Source organism: Deinococcus taeanensis (genome assembly GCF_020229735.1).
Lineage (GTDB): Bacteria > Deinococcota > Deinococci > Deinococcales > Deinococcaceae > Deinococcus > Deinococcus taeanensis.
In genome coordinates this window covers 2,503,434-2,522,461 of record NZ_CP083455.1, presented here as the reverse complement: position 1 = coordinate 2,522,461, position 19,028 = coordinate 2,503,434, and the positions used below count along the sequence as shown (strand labels likewise).

The window sequence follows — 19,028 nt, the reverse complement described above, 5'->3', positions numbered from 1 at the left end:
TTTCATGATTTGAGGTGATGCGCAGCGCGGCGCACACTGACCCCATGACCAGCAGCGCCCAGCAGTTCAACGCCCACGCCGACAAGTACGCCACCAGCGAGGTTCACCGCGCCGGGCCCAGCCTGCCGGTGCTGCTGAACCTCGCGGCCCCCACGCCGGCCGACACGGCCCTGGACGTGGCAACCGGAACCGGGAACACCGCCCTGGCCCTGGCCGCTCACGCCGGGCACGTGACGGGCCTGGACGTCGCCGAAGGCATGCTGGCGCACGCCCGCGCCCGCGCGGAACGCGAGGCCGTGCGCAACGCCGCGTTCATGACGGGTTCCGCCGAGGCGCTTCCCTTCCCGGACGCGCAGTTCACGCTGCTGACCTCCCGGCACGCTCCGCATCACTTTCAGCATCTGGACCGCTTCCTGAGTGAAGCCTGGCGGGTGCTGCGCCCCGGTGGCCGGCTGGTGATTGCCGACCAGATCAGTCCGGCGCCCGACCTGCAGGCCTGGACGGACACCTACCAGCACCTGCGCGACCCCAGCCACCACACGCAGCGCACCGCCGACGCGTGGCGCACCCTCAGTGAGGCCGCCGGGTTCACGTGGGGACCGGCCACCACCGTGCCCTACCGCCTGGCGTTCGACTGGTGGACCGCGCAGAGCGGCTGCACGCCGGACACAGTGCAGCGCCTGCAGGCGCACGCCGCGGCCCTCAGCCCCGCCGATCAGGCGCGCGCCGGCCTGATTCTGAACCCTGAAGGGCAACTGATCGCGCACCTTGAACCCATGCTGGTCGTCCGCCTGGACAAACCCGCCCGCAGCTGACCACCCCGCGGCACGGGCGGGCCGGTGATCCGCGCCTGGCCCGGATGGCCGCGGCCCGGACCCTACAGCCGGTCACCCACGTGAATCGCGGCAATCCCAAAGGTCAGCAGACGGTAGCGCGTGCGGAACCCCGAAGCGCGCATCAGCTGCGCCAGCCGCTCGGGGTTCGGGAAGGCCAGCACGCTCTCGGGCAGGTACGAGTACGCCCCGGCATTCCCGCTGATCAGGCCACCCACGCGCGGCAGCACGTGCTGAAAGTAGAAACGGAACACCTGCCCGAACACGCCCGGCGCGGGCGGCGGGAACTCCAGAATCACGGCCCGGCCGCCCGGCGCCAGCACCCGGTGAAACTCAGCAAGCCCCCGGGCGTAATCCGCGAAGTTCCGGAAGCCGAACGCGCAGGTGACCGTATCGAAACTCCCGTCGGGGTAGGGAAGGTTCAGGGCGTCCCCTTCCTCCAGCGCAATGTGCAGGTGCCGGGCGCGGGCCTTCTCCCGCCCGATGGCGAGCATCTCCGGCACGAAGTCACTGCCGGTCACCTCGGCCTGCGGGGCGCGGCGCTTGAGTTCCAGGGCGAAGTCCGCCGTGCCGGTCGCCACATCCAGCACCCGCGCCGGGTGCAGCGCCAGGGCCTCCTGCGCCGCGGCGCGGCGCCAGCCCCGGTCCACGCCCAGGCTCAGGACCCGGTTCAGAAGGTCGTAACGCGGGGCGATGCTGGCGAACATCGCCTGCACGTCCCGGCCCTTGTCCTGCTTGTCGCCCACCGGCGGCCGCTTCGTCATGAGGGGCATGATAGGACGCAGGAAGCGGGACGGACCGGAAGCGTCCTGCCCGCGCGTCACCTCCGCTGCCGCACACCGGCGGCGCTGGGCACGAGTTCACGGCCCACACCGCGTCGCTGCCACACCGGGTGCACCGTTGTGTCCAGCAGGAACGCGTGAGCGCCACCGTCCCAGGCGACATTCACGAACCCGGTCAGGGTCTCGCCGTCGTGCGCGGTCACCCAGGTCAGACTGCGCGCCAGCACGCCCGGCCAGGCGCGCCTACCGTCCTTGCCTCCCCAGGCAGCCGCCCACACGCGGGCAGTGACTACCCGCCGATGGTGCCCAGGGCGCGGCCCACGCGCTCGTAGGCCCCCAGGGCCTTCTCCAGGTCGTCGCGCGTGTGCTCGGCTGTCACGATGTTGCGGATACGCGCGAGGTTGCGGGGCACGGTCGGGAAGCCCAGACCCACCGCGAAGATCCCCTCGTCAAACAGGCGGCGGCTCGCCTCGAACGCGGCGGGCGCCTCCCCGAAAATCACGGGCGTGATCGGCGTGACGCTCCCGAACGTGTCAAAGCCCAGACGCGCCAGTTCCGCCTTGAAGAAGCGGGTGTTGTCCCACAGGCGCTTCATCAGGGTGGGGTCGCGCTGCACCTCATCAAGCGCGGCAGCCAGTGCGCCCACCACGGCCGGCGGCTGCGCGGTGCTGAACAGGTACGGCCGGGCGCGATTGATCAGCAGTTCGCGCAGGTTCGCGTGCCCGGCCGCGTACCCGCCCACGCCCCCCCAGGCCTTGCTCAGCGTGCCCACCTGAATCACGTCGTCGGCGTACTCAAAGCCAAAGTGATGCACGGTGCCACGGCCTGATTCGCCCATCACGCCGCTGCCGTGCGCGTCATCCACGTACGTGACCGCCCCGAAGCGCCGCGCCACAGCCACCAGCTGATCCAGCGGCGCCAGGTCACCGTCCATGCTGAAGACGCCGTCCGTGACGACCATCACCAGACCTTCGCAGGGATTCTCGCGCAGCACGCGCTCCAGGTCGGCCGGGTCGGCGTGCCTGAACACCTTGCGGGTGGCTTTGGTCAGGCGCAGCCCGTCGATGATGCTGGCGTGGTTCAGCTCGTCACTGACCACCAGGTCCCCTTCTTTCAGCAGGGCACCCAACACGCCCTGGTTGGTGGTGAAGCCGCTGTGCAGCACCAGGGCGCTCCCGGTGTGCTTGAACTGCGCAATCTGCTCTTCCAGGTCCTCGTGGATCCGCAGCGTGCCGGCAATGGTCCGCACCGCGCCGGCGCCCGCGCCCCACTTCTGCAGGTACTCGGCGGCCCGGGCTTTCAGGGCGGGGTGGTCCGCAAAGCCCAGGTAGTTGTTACTGGCGAGATTCACCACGGCGCGGCCGTCCACGGTGGTGCGGGCACGCTGCGGGGCGTCCAGCACACGGGGGTGGATCAGCAGGCCCGACTCGCGCAGGCTGCCGAGCTCTTGACTCAGGCGTTCGGACAGGGAAGTGGACATACCGGCAGTCTATGCGGGTGTGGCTGGCGTCGTCCGGGCGCAACAGACGTTCCCGGGTGGCGCCACAGAGAGCGGCGCCCTCCTGACGTCATGGGTTCCCGCGCCGTGGGTCCGGGTCGGCCCGCCGTGCCTGAGCGTCAGGCGGGTAGCCAGACGACTCCAGCGTCTGGAGGCCGGCATCTTCGCGCCGTCTCTCCTTCACCTCAGAGGAAACGGGCGGCGCGGGCATGCCCGCGCCGCCCGCACCCTGCCCGGCGTCAGCGGTTCATGATGTGAATTGCCTGCTTGTGCACGGCCTCGGCGGCTTCCAGCACGCTCTCGCCCAGGGTGGGGTGCGCGTGGATGGTCAGCGCGATGTCGCTGGCGGTGGCGGCCATTTCCAGTGCCAGGCCCGCCTCGCCCAGCAGGTCGCTGGCGTGAGGCCCGACAATGTGCACGCCGAGCAGCAGGTCCGTGTCCTTCTCCACGACCATCTTCACGAACCCGTCGGTCTGCTGCAGCGTCATGGCGCGGCCTGAGGCGCTGAACGGGAAGTTCCCGGTCTTCACCTCGTAACCTTTGTCCTTGGCTTCCTGCTCCGTCAGCCCCACCCAGGCCAGTTCGGGGCTGGTGTACACCACGCCGGGAATCGCCACGGCGTCCTGCTCGGCCGGTTTCCCGGCAATCACCTCGGCGGCCACCAGGCCTTCTTTCATGGCCTTGTGCGCCAGCATGGGGTTGCTCGCCACGTCGCCGATGGCGTAGATGTGCGGCACGTTCGTGCGCTGCTGCTTGTCCGCGGGAATGAAGCCCCGTTCGGTCACAGCCACGCCGGCCGCCTGGGCGTTCAGGCCGTCGGTGCGGGGCCGGCGGCCCACGGCCACGAGCACGCGGTCAAACACCTCCACGGTTTTCGTGCCGGTCTTCACGTCCTCAAGTTCCACGTGAATGCCGTCGGCCTTTTTCTCTGCGCGGTTGGCTTTGGTCTGCACGGCGATCTCGATGCCCTGCTTCTTCATGGCCTTCTGGAATTCCTTCACGGCGTCGGCGTCCGCGCCGGGAATGATGGTGGGCAGGAATTCAATGACCTTCACCTTGCTGCCCATGTTGGTGTACACGTGCGCGAACTCGAAGCCGATCACGCCGCCGCCCACGCACAGCATCCGCGCCGGCACCGGGTCAGGCATGACCAGCGCGCCGGTGCTGTCCACGATCTGCACCTGATCCACGTCCAGGCCCGGGAGTTTGGCGGGTTCACTGCCGGTCGCGATGATGATGCTGCCGGCCGTGACGGTCTTGTCCCCCACCTTGACGGTGTGGTCGTCCACGAAGCTGGCCTGCCCGGTCAGGTGCGCGACCTTGTTCGCCTTGAACAGGCTGCCAACGCCGCCGGTCAGTTTCTTCACGATGCCGTCTTTCCAGCCGTTCAGCTTGGCGATGTCCATGCGCTGTTCGCCGAAGGTCAGGCCGAAGTCCGCCGCGTGCCGCGCGGCCGCGATCTGCTCCCCGGCGTGCAGCAGCGCCTTGGTGGGAATGCAGCCGACGTTCAGGCACACGCCACCCACGGCCTCACGCTCGGCGCAGGCGACCTTCAGGCCCAGCTGCGCCGCGCGGATCGCGGCGTGGTACCCGCCGGGGCCCGCGCCGATCACGAGCACGTCGTAGTCATAGGATTTCGTCATGAAGGCAGTCTAACGCGCCCCCAGTGAGCCGTCACTGACCTGCCCGCATAGCTGGACAGGCGCGATTCACAACTGCCACTGGTGAAACAGCCGGGGTGACCCCCGCCGTCACAGCGTCTTGCGGAAACGCAGGCTGGCCAGCGCCAGCGCCACGACTGCAAACACCGTCAGGCCCAGGAACGCCCCCCGCAGGTCGTCCGAGGTGGCGCCGCGCAACATCAGGCCGCGCACGGCCTGCAGGTAGTAGCGCAGCGGCACCAGGCTGGACAGGCCGCTGAAAAGGCGGTTCAGGCCCTCCAGCGGCAGCAGGAAGCCGCTCAGGAACACGCTGGGCAGGATGATCGCCAGCGTGGCGAACATCGCCTGCGGCTGCGTGCGGGCCACCGTGGAGATCAGCAGACCCAGGCCCAGGCTGCCCACCACGAACAGCAGCGCCGCAAGGACCAGCAGGCCCACGCTGCCGCGCATGGGCACCCCGAACAGCCAGTGGCCCAGCGTGAGGACCAGCGCGGCGTCCAGTGACCCGAACGCGAAGTACGGCAGCAGCTTCCCGAGAATCACCTCGGCGGGCCTGACGGTCGTGGCGATCAGCGCCTCGATGGTGCCGGTCTCGCGTTCACGCACGACCGCCAGCGCGGTGAGCATCACGCAGATCATCGTGAGGATCAGGCCCGACAGGCCCGGAACGAGGTACAGCGCGCTGCGGTTCTCCGGGTTGAACAGCGTGACCTGGGTGGGCTGCGCGGGGAGGCTCAGGCTGCCCTGCGCGGCCCGCACCGCGCCCAGCGATTTCAGCAGGTCCTGCGTGGCGGCCGCGGCGGCGGCGCGGGCCTGCGCCGCGAAGGTGGGGTCGCTGCCGTCTACCGCGAACGTGAACGGCACGGGCCGCGCCGCGCGCAGCGCCGCCTGCGCGTCCGGCGGGATGGTCAGCACCGCGCGGACCTGCCCGGCGCGCGCGGCGGCCAGCGCCTCGGCCTCGCTGGCGTACGTCAGGGGTTCGAAGCGGTCCTCGGCGCGGAAGGTGGCCGTAATGCGTTCACTGACCCGGTCGCGTGACCCGTCCACGACGGCCAGCCGGATGTCGCGGACGTTCGTGTTCAGCGCGTACCCGAACAGCAGGAGCAGCACGACCGGCAGCAGCACGATCAGGCGCGGCAGCACCGCGTCTCGCCGCACGTGCAGCAGTTCCTTCCGGGCGATCGCCAGCGTGCGGCCCACGGGCGTGGAGCCCGTCATGCGCGCGCCTCCCCGGGCCGCGCCGGGAGCGCCGACGCGTACGCGACGAACACGTCCTCCAGCGTGGCGGGCACCTCCTGCGCGGTCCCCAGGGCGCGCAGGGCCGCGCCGGGGGAGGCGTCGGGCGCGGTGACGCGCACCTCATCCCCGATGATCCACGCGCCGCTCACGCCGGGCGCCGCGCGGGCCGCGCGCAGCAGCTCCGGCAGGTCCGGGCCGCGCAGCGTGAAGCGCACGCCGCCCAGCGAGGCGCGCAGTTCGTGCGGCGTGCCCCGTGCGAGGATGGTGCCGCTGGCGATCAGCGCGAGCTGCTGGCAGCGTTCCGCTTCGTCCATGTAATGCGTCGTGACGAACACGGTCGTGCCGCGCGCCGTCAGCGCGTAGATGACGTCCCACAGTTCCCGCCGCGCCAGGGGATCCAGGCCCGCCGTGGGCTCGTCCAGGAACAGCACCTGCGGGCTGTGCACGATGGCCGTCCCGATGCACAGCCGCTGCCGCCACCCGCCCGACAGCCGCGCGGCCAGCGTCCTCCGCCACGCACCCAGCCCCAGGCGGTCGAGGGTGTCCTCCACGGCGCGCTGGACCTCACGCGCGCCGAGGGACAGCGCAGCCTTGAAGCGCAGGTTCTCCTCGACGGTCAGGTCCGGGTACACGCTGGCCGCCTGATTCGCGTACCCGATGCGGGCTTTCACGTCGTCCGGGCGGCTCAGGCTGGCCCCGGCGACCGTGCCGGTCCCGCCGCTGGGGGCCAGCACGCCGCTCAGCAGGCGCAGCGTGGTGGTCTTTCCAGCGCCGTTCGGGCCGAGGTACCCGAACACGCTGCCGGCGGGCACGGTCAGGGTCAGGGGGTGGACGACCTCGCGCGGGCCGTAGCGTCTGCTGAGTTTCACGGTCTCGATGGCGTTCATGCGGACCTCTCGGGGGCGTGGGTGAGTGGGGTCAGGGCGCGCGGCCGCGCAGGAACGCCTGCACGTGCGCGTCTGCGTCCGGGGCGAGGGGGCCTGCGCCGGGCAGGTCCGCCTGGAGCAGCCCGGTCACGCTGGGCGCAAGCAGGTACGGCAGGACCAGCGGGCCGATCAGGGCGGGCAGCTGCGTTCCCAGCGGCTCGGGCCGCAGCTGCCCGCGCGCCTGGTAGGCGCCGAGCAGCGCGCCCACCTGCCCGAACAGCGCCTTCGGGCCGTCCAGCACCGGCAGGTAGTCCGGGTGGCGGGGCAGTTCGGTCAGCAGCACGCCCAGGACCGGCCCCACCCGCGTCAGCGCCTCCTGGTACGCGCGGACCAGGGTTACGAGGTCGTGGTGCAGGTTCCCGGTGTCGTGCACGCCGCGCGCCCCCAGGCCCTGTGCCTGGCGCAGCAGCGCCGCGCGGATCAGCGCCGCCTTGGTGCCGTAGCGGCGGAAGAGGGTGACCTCGTTCACGCCCGCCTGCGCGGCGATGGCGCGCGTGGTGGCGCCGCGCAGCCCGGCGCGCCCCAGGACGTCGAGCGTGGCGTCCAGGATCGCGTCGGTGGTGGCGTCGGGGTCAGGTGGACGGGTCATGGGTGCAGCGTACGCCACCCCGCCCATGCATGCAAGTGGTTGCTTGCACCAGGACCCGGGGCAGCCGGACCTCTCGGGGAAGCCCAGCCTCAGAGGTCCAGGAAATCCGTCACCACGCGGTTCAGAACCCACCAGCCGTTCGGCGTGGCGCGCAGCTGATTCCCATCCAGGACCAGCAGGCCCCGCCCCACATTCGCCTCAATCGGCGCGGCGTACGCCTCGCGGACGTTCAGGCCGCTGCGGCGCGACAGGTCCGCCAGGTCCACCCCCGCGCGCAGGCGCAGGCCCATGAACAGCGCGTCCGTCACGAACTCCCGCGCGTCGATGGCCTCCACCTCACCCTGTTCGCCCGTCAGCCACTCGTGCAGGTGCGGATTCGTGCGCCGGGTCGTCAGCACCGGCCGCCCATCCTCCGCGCGCCCGCCCCCCTCACCGGCCGGGTAATGCCCGGCCGCGCCCGGCCCCAGGCCCAGGTACGTGCGGCCCTGCCAGTACGCGAGATTGTGCCGGGACGCCTGTCCGGGCCGCGCGTAGTTGCTCACCTCGTACCGCGTGAAACCCAGCGCATCCAGACGCGCCTGCGTCTCCTCGAACCCGCGCCGCTCATCGTCCTCCTCGACAGTCACGCCGCGGCGCGCAAACTCCGTACCGGGCTCGATGGTCAGTGTGTACGCGCTCACGTGCCCCACCCCGAGGTTCACCAGCCCGTCAATGTCCGCCGCGAGCGGCTGCCCCGGCACGGCCGTGATCAGGTCACCGCTCACCCGCACGCCCCGCCTGACCAGGGTCGTCACGGCGTCCCGCGCCTGCGCCGCGTCATGCTGACGCCCCAGGAACCGCAGCGTGGCGTCGTCCAGGCTCTGCACCCCCACGCTCGCCCGGTCAAATCCCAGCGCCTGCCAGTGTGCCGCGCGCGCCTCACTCACCGTGCCGGGATTCACCTCCAGCGTGTTCTCCACGCGGCCCCAGCCCAGGTGACGCTGGACGCTTCCCACCAGCGCCTGCAGTTCCTCATCCCGCAGGAAGCTCGGCGTGCCGCCCCCCAGGTACACGGTGTCCAGATCCACGCGGTACGTTCCGGCCAGCTGCGCGGCCTCTTCCTCCAGCCGCCGCAGGTACCGCTCGACCAGTCCGGCGCGGCGCGTCAGCACGTGAAAATCACAGTACGGGCAGATGGTCGGACAGAACGGCACGTGCACGTACAGGTGCCGCACCACCGGATCCAGGGCCGGGGTGGGGGAGACGGGGGCAGGCACGGTCACGCGCGGCAGTGTACGCGCATCCTGCGGGCACGACCGACACGCGCCTCACCAATGTGCCCCCAGGCCCCACCCCGCCGCAGGCCCCACCCACGTGCGGAAGGGCGCCCGGCAGGGCCGCACGGCACGGGCGGGGATGCCCGGACCCTGGCCGCCGCGTTTCCTCCTGTGTCCGGCGCCGCCCGCCCGGTCTCAGCGCCCGTGGGGGGTGCGGTCCATCCAGGCGGTCAGGGCCGCCGCCACGCCGTCCGGGGTGGTCACCACGACAGGCACGCCCAGGCCCGCCACTGCAGACGCCGCGGCGCACTCGCCTGCCCGGTCACCCTGCCCGTCTGCGCCCACCCAGGCGGGAAACGCCCCACCATCCCGGAACGGCACACCGCCCAGATCATCCACCAGTGTGTCCGGCACGGTCAGGGCCGGGCCGCGGCTCAGGGCGCCGGCCGCCACCACGATCACGCCGCGAGGCTCCTCCTGCTGCACGGCGGCCAGCAGGGGAGTCAGGCCCTCGTGCACCACCAGGGCCACGCGGCCCTTGCCGTCCACGCTCTCCAGCTGCGCGGGCAGCAGGCGGGCCAGGGCGGGAGGCGCGGCGATCAGCCAGGCGTGCCCCCCGGCGCGTCCCTCGAACAGAGCGCGGGCGCTGCCGTACACGTCAGACCAGGTGCGGGTGTGCTGCATGCCGGTCAGGATACCGGCCCGGTCAGGCAGGCTGTCCGGCATGACTGCGCCCGGCGTCCGTCCGCTGGAACTGCCGCGCGACGAGGCGCGGCCCACGTGTGGCGTGCAGCGTGCCCCTGGCCCTCGCGGAGGGGACGCTGCGTGCCGTGATCGGCGTGGCATGCAAGGCACAGATGGGAATGCGCAGTGCGCTCGAGAGGCGGTTGGATGACCTGCCGCCGCACCACGCCGCTGTCCGGCCTGATCCTGCCGGGCCTGCTGGCTGGATCTACCGGCGGAACCGCAGGCTACGGCGCCTGCTGGACTGTCTGCTGGCCGGGGATGAAAGGGCGGACGTGCGCGCCTGAGCGCCGGGTGAGGAGGTTCGGGCTGCGGAGGTGCGGCGGCTGCGCGCCCGGTTGCGCTGGCTGGTGGCCCCGATGACCGCGCGGCGCCCGGGCTGAGGGCTCAGGAGGCGCCCCGGCGGTGTGGTTTGGGGGTGCGGACCTTGAGCCGGCCGGTGCGGCCTCCGTTGCAGCGGCTGCCGTACTTGACACGCCACTCGACTTTCGCCTGCCGGACACTCCGATTCAGAGGCATTCGCATTCCCCTTAGTCTGAATTGGCCTCACAGACGCGTGCTGAACGGTGATCTTGGGCGAACTTTGAGTATCCTGGGGCACACCCGCCCCCTGAAATAAAAAATCCGTCCTGCGCGGACGGTGATAGACAAAGAATACCGCGGTATGCACGTCCGGTCAAGGGGTGCGGAGTGATCCGGAAAATTGCGGCTGGGCGGACGTTTCCGCCCGGGGCTCGGCTCGTGTGCTATGCAGCGGAGCCTCAGGCAGACCTGACGGACGGCGCGGGGGTTCCGGCGTGGTTCAGGACCGCGTTCATTGGCCCAGAAACAGAAAGACCGCCCTTCGCGGACGGTGATAAAAACAGCATAGCGCGGTATGCAGCGCCCGTCAAGCTCAATCCGGGCGCAGCAGAAACAGCGTGCCAGCCGGAATTCTTCTGACACCACACGGACCTGACCGTATGCAGCGCGGGTCTGGCCACACCCGGTCAGGCCAGACGGGGAAGTGCCGCCACCACCGCCGCGATCGTCAGCACGCTGCACAGCGTGCTGAGAAACGCCGTGCGGGCCACCGTGTCTGTATCCCCACCGTACTCCCGCGCGATCAGCAGGGCGTTCACGGCTGTCGGCATGCTTGCCGACAGGACCAGCACCCCGAGCGTGTCCCCGCGCAGGCCGCACAGCAGTCCCGCACCCAGGCCCAGCAGTGGACCGCCGATCAGCCGCGCCGCCGTTGCCAGCCACACCCGGGCGTCCAGGCGCGGCCAGCCGCCCGCACCCAGTTGCAGGCCCAGGGACAGCAGCACCACGGGCAGGGTGGCCTGCGCCAGCAGCTCCACCCCCCGCGACAGGCCTTCAGGGAGGGTCACGTGCAGGGCCCGCAGTGTCACGCCGAGAACGACCATCCACACGGCAGGCAGGCGCAGTACGTTCAGGACGAGCGTTCCCGGCCCCGCACCGACCTGGGCGTGCGCCGGCCCGCGCAGTCCGGCGCTGTACACGAACGGCGCGATCACGTACATGCCCACGAACGACATGAGGAACAGCAACGTGGCCCGCGCGAACCCGGCCTGCCCGAACGCAAACAGCGCGATCGGCAGGCCCATATTCCCGCTGTTCCATATGCCCACCGAAGCGGTCAGGCTGCGCCGCTCGGCCTGCGGCCGGCCCAGTCCGGTCAGCCAGCCCAGACCCAGGCAGCCTGCCACGGTCAGCGCGTACGCCGAGCCCATCGACAGCACCTCGCCCAGCTGCACTGGCGTGGTCAGCAGCACGTTTAGCACCAGCGCCGGGGAGAGCAGGTACAGCGTGACCCGCGCCATCGTCGCCTGATCAATGGGAAAACGGGCGGCCAGCACCGCCCCCAGTCCGGCGACCAGCATGACGGGCAGCAGCACGTTGCTCAGGGCCTGAATCACCCCGCCATGCTGCCACGCCGGGCCGGGCCGGGCGGCCGGGCGGTGCAGGCAGCTGCCGGCACTCAGCCGGCGCGCTGCAGGCGCAGCCGCGTCGGGCAGGGGGGCGTGACCAGCTGCGCCCAGTCACGCGCCACGGCGTCCGGGTCGGCCCGGCGTTCAAGCAGGTACTCCTGCACGCGCGCCATGCTCAGCAGGCCGTCAGGCACCTGCGCCGCCAGGGTTTCCACCTGCCCGGGCGTCCAGTCGGGCCAGAAGCGGCGCAGCATGCCCTGCACCTGCGTCCGCGCGGCGTTCCCGAGGTGCACGTGCCGGTCGGCGCGGCCCGGACGGATCAGCGCGGCGTCCAGGCCGCCCAGGTCGTTGGTGGTCATGAATGTCACCCGGCCCTCCCCGGCAGCCACGCCGTCCAGGGCGTTGAGCAGCCCGTTGAAGGACAATTTCACACCCGGTGCGCGCGGCTCGCGGCCCACGAAGACCGCGTCGATGTCTTCGAGCAGCAGCAGCGCGCGCCGCGGCAGGCCACTCAGCAGGCTGGTCAGGCGGTCGTCGGTGAGGTCAGGCGTCGCGAGGTTCAGCACGCACACGTTCAGCCCGAACTGTCCGGCGAGCGCCGCGACCAGGCTGCTCTTGCCGTTGCCGGGCGGGCCGTGCAGCAGGTACCCGCGCCGGTACGGAATGCCCATCCCCGCGTACCACTCACGGTCCCGGAAGAACGCCGCCAGGTCATCCTGAAGGGTGTCCAGCAGGCCCGGGGCGTAGATCAGGCTGCCGAGCGGGCGGGCAGGACGGCGCTCGGCCAGCGACCAGCCCTGGTATTCCGGAACGTGAATCTCCACGCGGCCGTCGCTGCGCCCGGCGGTGCTTTCGTACGCGTCGCGCAGCAGCTCCGGCAGCACGGCCCGCGCGCCGGACAGCATGCGGAACGTGAGGCTGTGGCTGAACCCGCCCAGCATGCCGCTCCCGGCCTGCCGCTGCGTGCGTGCCGGGCGGGCCAGCAGCCAGTGCCCGCGGTAGCGCAGCAGCACCTGCCCGCTCAGCGGAACGAGCCGCACGTTCACTTCGTCCCCGTCACGGTCCACGCCGAGGTTCAGGTTCTGGCCGCCCATCTGCTCGTTGAAGCGCGTCACGACGCCCAGGTGCCGCAGGTGCCGCCCGACGGGCTGCGCGGCCAGCCACGCGGCCAGCCAGGGAAACGCGGCGTCGTCACCCTGAACGTCGAGCGTCACCGTGAAGCGGTTCTTCAGGCTGCTCAGCAGCTGCGCGGGCAGGGTCCTGGCCTGCACGGCCAGCGCACTGAGCGCCGCGATGAGCAGGCCGCCCTGCGCAAGTTCGTTGTGCGTGAGGGTGTGACGGACAGCGGCCTCCAGCTCATGCCAGAGGGTCAGGGGTTCAGGAATCGTCATGGAGCACTTCCGCAGAAAAAAGACGCAGACGGGAGAGGCAACCCGCTCCGCCCGCCCACAGGGCAGGAGGGACCGGGCAGGGAAAGCAGGGAAGCTGGGCACGTGGTCCGCCCCCTGCGCCGGACGCCGCGTTCGCCGCGTCCTGGCCTGCTCCTACCGTACCTGCCCCTCCCGCCGGTGTCCTGCGCCAATTGGCCAGGGGCGCCCCCCGCCCGCTGGCCTGCTCTGCTCAGCCCTGGTGCAGCGGCAGGGTCGGGGCGAGCCAGACGCGACCCGTGCCGCGGAAGGCCTGCACGAACCCCTCACCGGTCTTCCCGCTGCCCAGCAGGCCGCGGGCACTGCGCTCCACCCGGAACTCCAGGCCGTCCGTGTAGGCCACCACCAGGTTGCCGTCCACCTTCAGGGTGTCGCCCTGCAACTCCAGCACCTGGAACTCCTCGGGTGGAACGGGACTCTGCAGGGCGAACAGGCCGCGCCCGGTGAGTTTGGGCTGCACGCGGCCCTCGCCGCTGCCGGCCATCTGCGCGAACCCCTGGTTCACGTGCCGGCCCACCGTGAGGTCCCCCACGCACGCCACGAACGCCCCGTCATCCACAATCAGGCCTTCGCCGTGCAGTTCCCCCAGCAGCAGGTGCAGGCGCGTGGGCTCGGTGTACAGCACGCCGCTTCCCTTGAAGGCCGTCTTGTACAGGCCCTCGCCGGTCGCGGCGGCCGTCACTGCGCCGCGCAGGAACCCGCCCAGACCGCTGCCGCCTCCGGCGTTCACCGCCTGCATGTCCAGGTTGCCGCGCAGGTACTGCAGCGCGCCGGGCTCCAGCACGGCGTTGCCGACACCCGAACCGGGGGAGACGTGCACCGCCAGCTGCCGCCAGCGGTCCGGGCGACTGAGCGTCTGGTGGTACCCGACCAGCGCGGCTTCCATGGGTTCGGCGCTGTACTCGATGACTTCCAGGCGGTGGCCCTGCGCGCTCAGTTCCCGTTCCGTGCTGCCCCTCCAGGTGAATTCCATACCTGCCGTTACGGACCCCAGATGAGCTGGGTTCCCTGGGGCGACGCGGCCGGGTGGTCCCAGGCTGGGACAAAACGAAAAACCCGCCCTTCGCGGACGGTGATAAAAACAATATACCCCGGTATGCAGGGTGAGTCAAGCACAGGAAGTGAACAGGAAAAACGTCGCCTAACACGGACTCCGGGCAGATCCCTGCGACAACCGGTATGCAGTGGCAGGCCCCGCGCCGCCCGCCGGGCGGGAACTGGCGCAGGTGGCAGGGCCACCTGCGGAACCAGCGTTGTTTAACACAACAGAAACGCCCCCGCGTAAGCAGGGGCGTCCCATAAGTGCGGGGGTCGTCAGACCGCAAGCACCTGGCGGCCGTCGTAGAAACCGCAGCTGGGGCAGATGTGGTGGCTGAGCTTCTTCGCGTGGCACTGGGGGCACTCGGTCAGGTTGGGCGCGACGAGGGCGTGGTGGCTACGGCGCATGTCGCGCTTGCTCTTGCTGGTCTTCTTCTTGGGAACGGGGTGCTTGGCCATGATGGGTTCTCCTGAGCCGCACGGCGTTTCTCGCCGGGGCGCGATTCTCGGTCCCGGAGCGCCCGGGCGAGACAACAGCGGGGAGTATACCACAAGCGCCTCACCCGCCACCACCCACCTGCACCCTGCGCCGCAAACCTCACGCGCGCCGCTGCACACGGCGTCCACGTGAACCCAGTCGGGCCGGCCCGGGACGACCGTCCCAGGTTCTACAGTGGAAGCCGTGCATGAACTCCTGTGGGCTCCCGTCACCCTGGAAGCAGGCCTGCACGCCCTGGACCTGCTGGGCGTGCTGGCTTTCGCCATGTCCGGCGCACTGCTGGGCGTACGCAAACGCTTTGATCTGTTCGGGGTGCTCGTGCTGGGCTGCGTGACCGCCGTGGGCGGCGGCGCCATCCGCGACACCCTGACCGGACAGACCCCACCCCTGTTCCTGCGGGACGAATCGTACCTGTGGGCGGCGCTGCTGGGGTCCGCACTGGCCTTCCTGTTCGGCGCGCGCCTCGCGCGTTTCGAGCGCACCCTCAGCGTGTTCGATACAGCGGGCCTGGCGCTGTTCGCGGCGTCCGGCGCAGTCGGCGCCATCAACTTCGGACTGGGGCCGCTGGGCGTGGTGTTCACCGGCATGCTCTCCGGCGTGGGCGGCGGCGTGATCCGCGACCTGATCGCCAACGAAGTTCCGGAAATCATGTACCGCAGCGAGCAGCTGTACGCCACAGCCGCCGCCGCCGGCGCCTTGACCGTGTGGATCCTGTCCGCACACGTCACGCCATTTCAGGCCCAGTTCAGCGGCGCGCTCGTCGTGGTGGCGCTGCGCTGGCTGTCCCGCCGCGGCTGGGTGAAGCTTCCCGTACGCCGCCTGCCTGAAGGCTGAGCGGCCCACCGGCCGTCCGTGAGTACACCTACCCGGAGAGGGAGAACCGCTGGCAGGCATCCTCACCCGCACGCCAGGCCAGCAACCCGGGCGGGCCACTGTCAGGGCTGGGCCTATACGGCCGCCCCTGAACCCACCGTGGTGAGACTGGGCTGGTGTGTTCCGTGCCGGCAGGGTACCAAGTCTGCCATCAGGCCGTGCGCCCGGCAGCCGAACAGGTCCTGACTGCCGGGCAGGGGCACAGGACAGGGCACTGCGGCTAGAGTCAGGCCATGACCGACGCCGCTCCGACCCCCACGCGGCATACCACGAGCGGCGGAGCGCGCGTGTACACCCTCCCGGTGCGGGCCTTCCCGCACTTCCAGGCCAACGTGTACCTCACCGTACTGGGCGACCCGCAGGCCCCCGCCTACACCGCGCTGGTGGACACCGGCAGCCACCACCCGGACAGTCTCGCGGACCTGACCGCGGCGTTCAGCAGGGTCCGAAGCGAACACGGCGAGGCCGTGACCTGGGACGCCCTGCGCCGCATCATCATCACCCACCCCCACCCGGACCACGTCGGGGGCCTGAGCGCCCTGCGTGAGCTGACCCACGCGCCCGCCGCCGCGTACCACGGAGCGGCGCCCCTCATTGAACACCCGGACGCCCTGGCACACGCCTGGCTCACCGCGCCCGACGCGCAGGCCGCCTGGCTGGGGCTGCCCGCTGGCAGCGAACTCGATACCCGCATCCGGCGGCGCGGCCGCACCCCTCTGCTGCCGCGCGGCGTTCTGGTCGCCACTCCCCTGCACGACGGCGACACCCTCGACAGCGTCTTCCAGGTGATTCACACCCCCGGTCATGAAGGCAACCAGCTGTGCCTGCGCCTGCACGACCTGCTGCTCAGCGCCGATCACCTGCTGCCCCTCAATTCCCCACCCCTGATGCCAGGCCGCTTCCAGCGCGGCGCTGGCCTCACCGCCTACCTGAGCTCACTGGACCGCACCGAAACCCTGCACGGCGTGACCCTCGCCCTGGGCGGGCACGACGGCCCCATGCCCAACTGGCGGGGCCGCATTCAGGCGCTGCGCGACCGGTACGCCGACAAGCTCCGCCTCCTCCTTGAGGCCACCACGCGCCCCGTCACCATCCACGACCTGCTCGGCCTCCTGCACCCGCGCCTGCGGACCATGCAGGCGGTGCTGCTGCTCGACCAGACCGCCGCTCTCGCCGAGCACCTCACCACGCGCGGTCAGCTGACCGAAACGGCCCGCGAGGACGGCGCGGCGCTGTTCACGCGCGCATGACGCCGCCCGCCTGAGCCACGACTGGCACTGCGCACCCCCAACCGCAGGGTAGGTGTATTCGCCTGAGCCACCGGCATGTGCTTCACGGCCCGGACGTGCCCGTGCTGCGCCGCGTGGCGTCAGGCGGGCCGAACCGGCCCACCCTGAAACGCGGCCCTGCCCGGCAGCCGGGGCACTGTGAATCCTGCACGGCTGGGTCCCGGCTCCCGCACGCTCGCCCTGCCCGTGCGCTGCCCGCCCCCGGCCCAACCCTGCCCGATGAAATGGGCCTCCAGCCGGAGACCTGCACCGGAGTGATGCGGACGGCGACTCCCGAGCGTTGTCCGCAGGAGGTCGCGCTGCACCGCTGACATCCGCGCCGGGCCTGCACCGCCCGGGCCGGCGTGACCCCGGCGGCTGATCCACGGGGAGGTCACCCACTGGACTGGCCTGCTGGACTTCAAGTGCACGCGACCAGCCGACCCGGTCACGTGAATCGCAGATACGCGGACGTGCCGCTCCTGACAAGGACCGCGCCCGGCTTAGTGGGCGCCCCTGCTCCGTGCGGCCCTACCCCACCGGCAAGGCGGTGAGCTGGACGACCGCTGGGCGGCCTGCAGCCTCCTGACACGCCCCTCAGTGATGGGTCAACTGCCCGCACCGTACCGGCCCTGAGCGGCGTGCGGTACCCTGGAGCGTTATGACCCCGGAGCGTTACGCCAAGATCCTGCGCGTGCTGAGTAAACGGCAGCCCACCCTGACCGTCCTGATGGACGAGGTGAACAAACCCCACAACCTCTCCGCGATCGTGCGCACCTGCGACGCCGTGGGGGTCCTGCAGGCCCACGCCGTGCCGCCCCGCGGCGGAAAGCTCGCCGCGTTCGACGGGCACACCTTCGAAGCCACCAGCGGCAGCGCCCACAAGTGGGTGCCCGTTCAGCGGCACGACCACACCGTGCAGGCCGTACAGGCCCTGCAGGCACAGGGCTTTCAGGTGCTCGCCACGCACCTCTCACAGCGCAGCGTGGACTACCGCGAACTGGACTACACGCGGCCCACCTGCGTGCTGCTCGGCGCGGAGAAATGGGGCGTGAGCGACGAGGCCGCCGACGCCGCCGACCACAACATCATCATTCCGATGTTCGGCATGGTGCAGAGCCTGAACGTCTCGGTGGCCGCGGCCACCATCCTGTTCGAAGCGCAGCGCCAGCGACTCGCCGCCGGGCTGTACGACGCGCCGCAACTCACCCCCGACGAGCTGCGCCGCTGGGCCTTCGAGTGGGCGTACCCCGACCTCGCTCCGGAGTACCGCGCGCGCGGCGAAACGTACCCGGAACTCGACGATCACGGCCAGATCCTCAGCGCCTGAACCCGCCCGGCACGTGCCCTCCACCGGTGTCCCCCGTCGCGTGCCGGCCTTGCGTGCAAAACGTTCACGAACACCGCAGGTCGGCCGCAGGGTCATTCGGTACACTGACCCGGACACCGCGCCTCTTGAGCCGCCCCTGAGGCGGCTGTGGGGCCAGAGGAACTGACATGAGGAAACACACTGTACAGACGGCGCTCGGCGCCGCCGGAGCCCGCTGATGTTTGGACTGGAACTGCCGCCCATCACGCCTGAATTCTGGGCGATTCTGGGCACCCTGATTCTGCTGGAGGGACTGTTGTCGGCCGATAACGCCCTGGTCCTGGCGGTCATGGTGCGTCACCTCAAGGGCGAGCTGCAACGCAAGGCCCTGGCCTATGGGATTGGCGGGGCGGTCGTGCTGCGCATCGTCGGGGTGCTGCTCGCCAGCTACATCCTGGAGTACTGGTGGCTGCGCGCGTTCGGCGCGGCGTACCTGGCGTATCTCGCGATCTCGCACTTCGTGAAGCACAAGAGCACCGAGGAGGACGCCGACGGTCAGGCCAAAGGGCGCGGCTTCTGGGCGACGGTGGTGCTGCTGAACCTCACGGACCTGGCGTTCAGCGTGGACTCCATTCTGGCGGGGGTGGCCCTGATTCCACGCGGGATGCCGCGCGAGCAGGGCCTGACGATCGTGGTGATCGGCGGCATCATCGGGCTGATCCTGATGCGGATTGCGGCGACGCTGTTTCTGAAGCTGCTGAACAAGTACCCGGCGTTCGATAACGTGGCGTACGCCCTGGTGGGGTGGATTGCGGTGAAGCTGGGGGTGGAGACGCTGGAGGCCGCGCATGAGGTCTTCCCGTGGGTGCCGACCGTGCACATGCCGACGGCGCTGTTCTGGGGCGTGATGGGGGCGATCGCGGTGATCGGGACGTTCCTGGCGACGCGCCACCCGGTGATGAGTGATGCGGAGGCTGACGCCAGGGCGCAGGCCATCGTGCATGAGATGGACGACACCGTCGCTGACGCCGCCGACGGCCGCATCGACGGCCGCTGACGCCTGAGTCTCTGCGCGGGCCGCTCCTTTCCGGGACGCGGCCCGCGCCTTGTGTGCCCGGGGCGCACCTGCCCATATGCCCTGACCTGCTCCGCTTA

The 19,028-nt window shown here is 70.8% G+C and carries 19 protein-coding genes; 5 read left to right on the top strand and 14 right to left on the bottom strand.

The annotated features are described in order from the left end of the window. Window positions 1-44 precede the first annotated feature (44 nt). Entirely contained in the window at window positions 45-815 is a 771-nt protein-coding gene (locus LAJ19_RS12125) for a class I SAM-dependent methyltransferase (RefSeq protein WP_225476007.1), read from the top strand. A gap of 62 nt (window positions 816-877) precedes the next feature. Here the strand turns inward: LAJ19_RS12125 and ubiE are convergent, their stop codons facing one another. From ubiE to rpmF, 14 genes are all read right to left on the bottom strand, one after another. After that, window positions 878-1,597 carry a bifunctional demethylmenaquinone methyltransferase/2-methoxy-6-polyprenyl-1,4-benzoquinol methylase UbiE gene (ubiE, locus tag LAJ19_RS12120; RefSeq protein ID WP_225476006.1) on the bottom strand — a complete coding sequence of 240 codons (720 nt, stop codon included), beginning with the start codon at window positions 1,595-1,597 and terminating at the stop codon, window positions 878-880. Between the two features lie 56 nt (window positions 1,598-1,653). Further along, the gene (locus tag LAJ19_RS12115) at window positions 1,654-1,893 is read right to left on the bottom strand and encodes a GNAT family N-acetyltransferase (protein WP_225476005.1); all 240 of its coding nucleotides are present in this window, start codon (window positions 1,891-1,893) and stop codon (window positions 1,654-1,656) included. A gap of 11 nt (window positions 1,894-1,904) precedes the next feature. Then, a complete protein-coding gene (locus LAJ19_RS12110; RefSeq protein ID WP_225476004.1) occupies window positions 1,905-3,095 on the bottom strand; it encodes a BioF/Kbl family PLP-dependent acyltransferase in 1,191 nt (396 codons plus the stop codon). 257 nt (window positions 3,096-3,352) lie between these two features. Continuing rightward, the gene (gene lpdA, locus LAJ19_RS12105; RefSeq protein ID WP_225476003.1) at window positions 3,353-4,756 is read right to left on the bottom strand and encodes a dihydrolipoyl dehydrogenase; all 1,404 of its coding nucleotides are present in this window, start codon (window positions 4,754-4,756) and stop codon (window positions 3,353-3,355) included. A 108-nt stretch (window positions 4,757-4,864) separates the two neighbouring features. Then, window positions 4,865-5,992, bottom strand: coding sequence for an ABC transporter permease (locus tag LAJ19_RS12100; RefSeq protein ID WP_225476002.1), 1,128 nt, complete (start codon window positions 5,990-5,992; stop codon window positions 4,865-4,867). After that, window positions 5,989-6,900, bottom strand: a complete 912-nt coding sequence (locus LAJ19_RS12095) for an ABC transporter ATP-binding protein (RefSeq protein ID WP_225476001.1) — start codon at window positions 6,898-6,900, stop codon at window positions 5,989-5,991. The genes LAJ19_RS12100 and LAJ19_RS12095 overlap by 4 nt, the downstream gene beginning before the upstream one ends. A 31-nt stretch (window positions 6,901-6,931) precedes the next feature. Further along, window positions 6,932-7,528 (bottom strand): TetR/AcrR family transcriptional regulator, encoded by a 597-nt coding sequence (locus LAJ19_RS12090; protein WP_225476000.1) that lies wholly within the window; start codon window positions 7,526-7,528, stop codon window positions 6,932-6,934. 89 nt (window positions 7,529-7,617) lie between these two features. Next, window positions 7,618-8,790 (bottom strand): radical SAM family heme chaperone HemW, encoded by a 1,173-nt coding sequence (gene hemW, locus LAJ19_RS12085; protein ID WP_225475999.1) that lies wholly within the window; start codon window positions 8,788-8,790, stop codon window positions 7,618-7,620. Window positions 8,791-8,979: 189 nt separating this feature from the next. Beyond that, the gene (locus tag LAJ19_RS12080; RefSeq protein WP_225475998.1) at window positions 8,980-9,468 is read right to left on the bottom strand and encodes a hypothetical protein; all 489 of its coding nucleotides are present in this window, start codon (window positions 9,466-9,468) and stop codon (window positions 8,980-8,982) included. A gap of 447 nt (window positions 9,469-9,915) precedes the next feature. Further along, entirely contained in the window at window positions 9,916-10,047 is a 132-nt protein-coding gene (locus tag LAJ19_RS21695; protein ID WP_255639834.1) for a hypothetical protein, read from the bottom strand. Window positions 10,048-10,517: 470 nt separating this feature from the next. Further along, window positions 10,518-11,447 carry an AEC family transporter gene (locus tag LAJ19_RS12075; protein WP_225475997.1) on the bottom strand — a complete coding sequence of 310 codons (930 nt, stop codon included), beginning with the start codon at window positions 11,445-11,447 and terminating at the stop codon, window positions 10,518-10,520. Window positions 11,448-11,509: 62 nt separating this feature from the next. Further along, window positions 11,510-12,850, bottom strand: a complete 1,341-nt coding sequence (locus tag LAJ19_RS12070; RefSeq protein WP_225475996.1) for an AAA family ATPase — start codon at window positions 12,848-12,850, stop codon at window positions 11,510-11,512. 229 nt (window positions 12,851-13,079) lie between these two features. Next, window positions 13,080-13,859: an AIM24 family protein gene (locus LAJ19_RS12065; protein ID WP_225475995.1), complete on the bottom strand. Its 780-nt coding sequence runs from the start codon at window positions 13,857-13,859 to the stop codon at window positions 13,080-13,082. 341 nt (window positions 13,860-14,200) lie between these two features. Beyond that, a complete protein-coding gene (gene rpmF / locus LAJ19_RS12060) occupies window positions 14,201-14,383 on the bottom strand; it encodes a 50S ribosomal protein L32 (protein WP_225475994.1) in 183 nt (60 codons plus the stop codon). Between the two features lie 223 nt (window positions 14,384-14,606). Here rpmF and LAJ19_RS12055 point away from each other — a divergent pair, with 223 nt between their 5' ends. From LAJ19_RS12055 to LAJ19_RS12040, 4 genes are all read left to right on the top strand, one after another. Continuing rightward, window positions 14,607-15,257, top strand: coding sequence for a trimeric intracellular cation channel family protein (locus LAJ19_RS12055; protein WP_225475993.1), 651 nt, complete (start codon window positions 14,607-14,609; stop codon window positions 15,255-15,257). Window positions 15,258-15,529: 272 nt separating this feature from the next. After that, a complete protein-coding gene (locus LAJ19_RS12050; protein WP_225475992.1) occupies window positions 15,530-16,546 on the top strand; it encodes an MBL fold metallo-hydrolase in 1,017 nt (338 codons plus the stop codon). A gap of 679 nt (window positions 16,547-17,225) precedes the next feature. Continuing rightward, window positions 17,226-17,894, top strand: coding sequence for a tRNA (guanosine(18)-2'-O)-methyltransferase TrmH (gene trmH / locus LAJ19_RS12045; protein ID WP_225475991.1), 669 nt, complete (start codon window positions 17,226-17,228; stop codon window positions 17,892-17,894). A gap of 217 nt (window positions 17,895-18,111) precedes the next feature. Continuing rightward, entirely contained in the window at window positions 18,112-18,930 is an 819-nt protein-coding gene (locus tag LAJ19_RS12040) for a TerC family protein (protein WP_225475990.1), read from the top strand. The last annotated feature ends 98 nt before the right edge of the window (window positions 18,931-19,028 follow it).

Coding starts and splice junctions, on each gene's coding strand:
- LAJ19_RS12070 (WP_225475996.1), bottom strand. CDS start 12,850: ATGACGATTCCTGAACCCCTGACCCTCTGGCATGAGCTGGAGGCCGCT.
- LAJ19_RS12095 (WP_225476001.1), bottom strand. CDS start 6,900: ATGAACGCCATCGAGACCGTGAAACTCAGCAGACGCTACGGCCCGCGC.
- rpmF (WP_225475994.1), bottom strand. CDS start 14,383: ATGGCCAAGCACCCCGTTCCCAAGAAGAAGACCAGCAAGAGCAAGCGC.
- LAJ19_RS12040 (WP_225475990.1), top strand. CDS start 18,112: ATGTTTGGACTGGAACTGCCGCCCATCACGCCTGAATTCTGGGCGATT.
- LAJ19_RS12110 (WP_225476004.1), bottom strand. CDS start 3,095: ATGTCCACTTCCCTGTCCGAACGCCTGAGTCAAGAGCTCGGCAGCCTG.
- lpdA (WP_225476003.1), bottom strand. CDS start 4,756: ATGACGAAATCCTATGACTACGACGTGCTCGTGATCGGCGCGGGCCCC.
- LAJ19_RS12080 (WP_225475998.1), bottom strand. CDS start 9,468: ATGCAGCACACCCGCACCTGGTCTGACGTGTACGGCAGCGCCCGCGCT.
- LAJ19_RS21695 (WP_255639834.1), bottom strand. CDS start 10,047: ATGCCTCTGAATCGGAGTGTCCGGCAGGCGAAAGTCGAGTGGCGTGTC.
- trmH (WP_225475991.1), top strand. CDS start 17,226: ATGACCCCGGAGCGTTACGCCAAGATCCTGCGCGTGCTGAGTAAACGG.
- LAJ19_RS12125 (WP_225476007.1), top strand. CDS start 45: ATGACCAGCAGCGCCCAGCAGTTCAACGCCCACGCCGACAAGTACGCC.
- LAJ19_RS12050 (WP_225475992.1), top strand. CDS start 15,530: ATGACCGACGCCGCTCCGACCCCCACGCGGCATACCACGAGCGGCGGA.
- LAJ19_RS12065 (WP_225475995.1), bottom strand. CDS start 13,859: ATGGAATTCACCTGGAGGGGCAGCACGGAACGGGAACTGAGCGCGCAG.
- LAJ19_RS12090 (WP_225476000.1), bottom strand. CDS start 7,528: ATGACCCGTCCACCTGACCCCGACGCCACCACCGACGCGATCCTGGAC.
- LAJ19_RS12100 (WP_225476002.1), bottom strand. CDS start 5,992: ATGACGGGCTCCACGCCCGTGGGCCGCACGCTGGCGATCGCCCGGAAG.
- ubiE (WP_225476006.1), bottom strand. CDS start 1,597: ATGACGAAGCGGCCGCCGGTGGGCGACAAGCAGGACAAGGGCCGGGAC.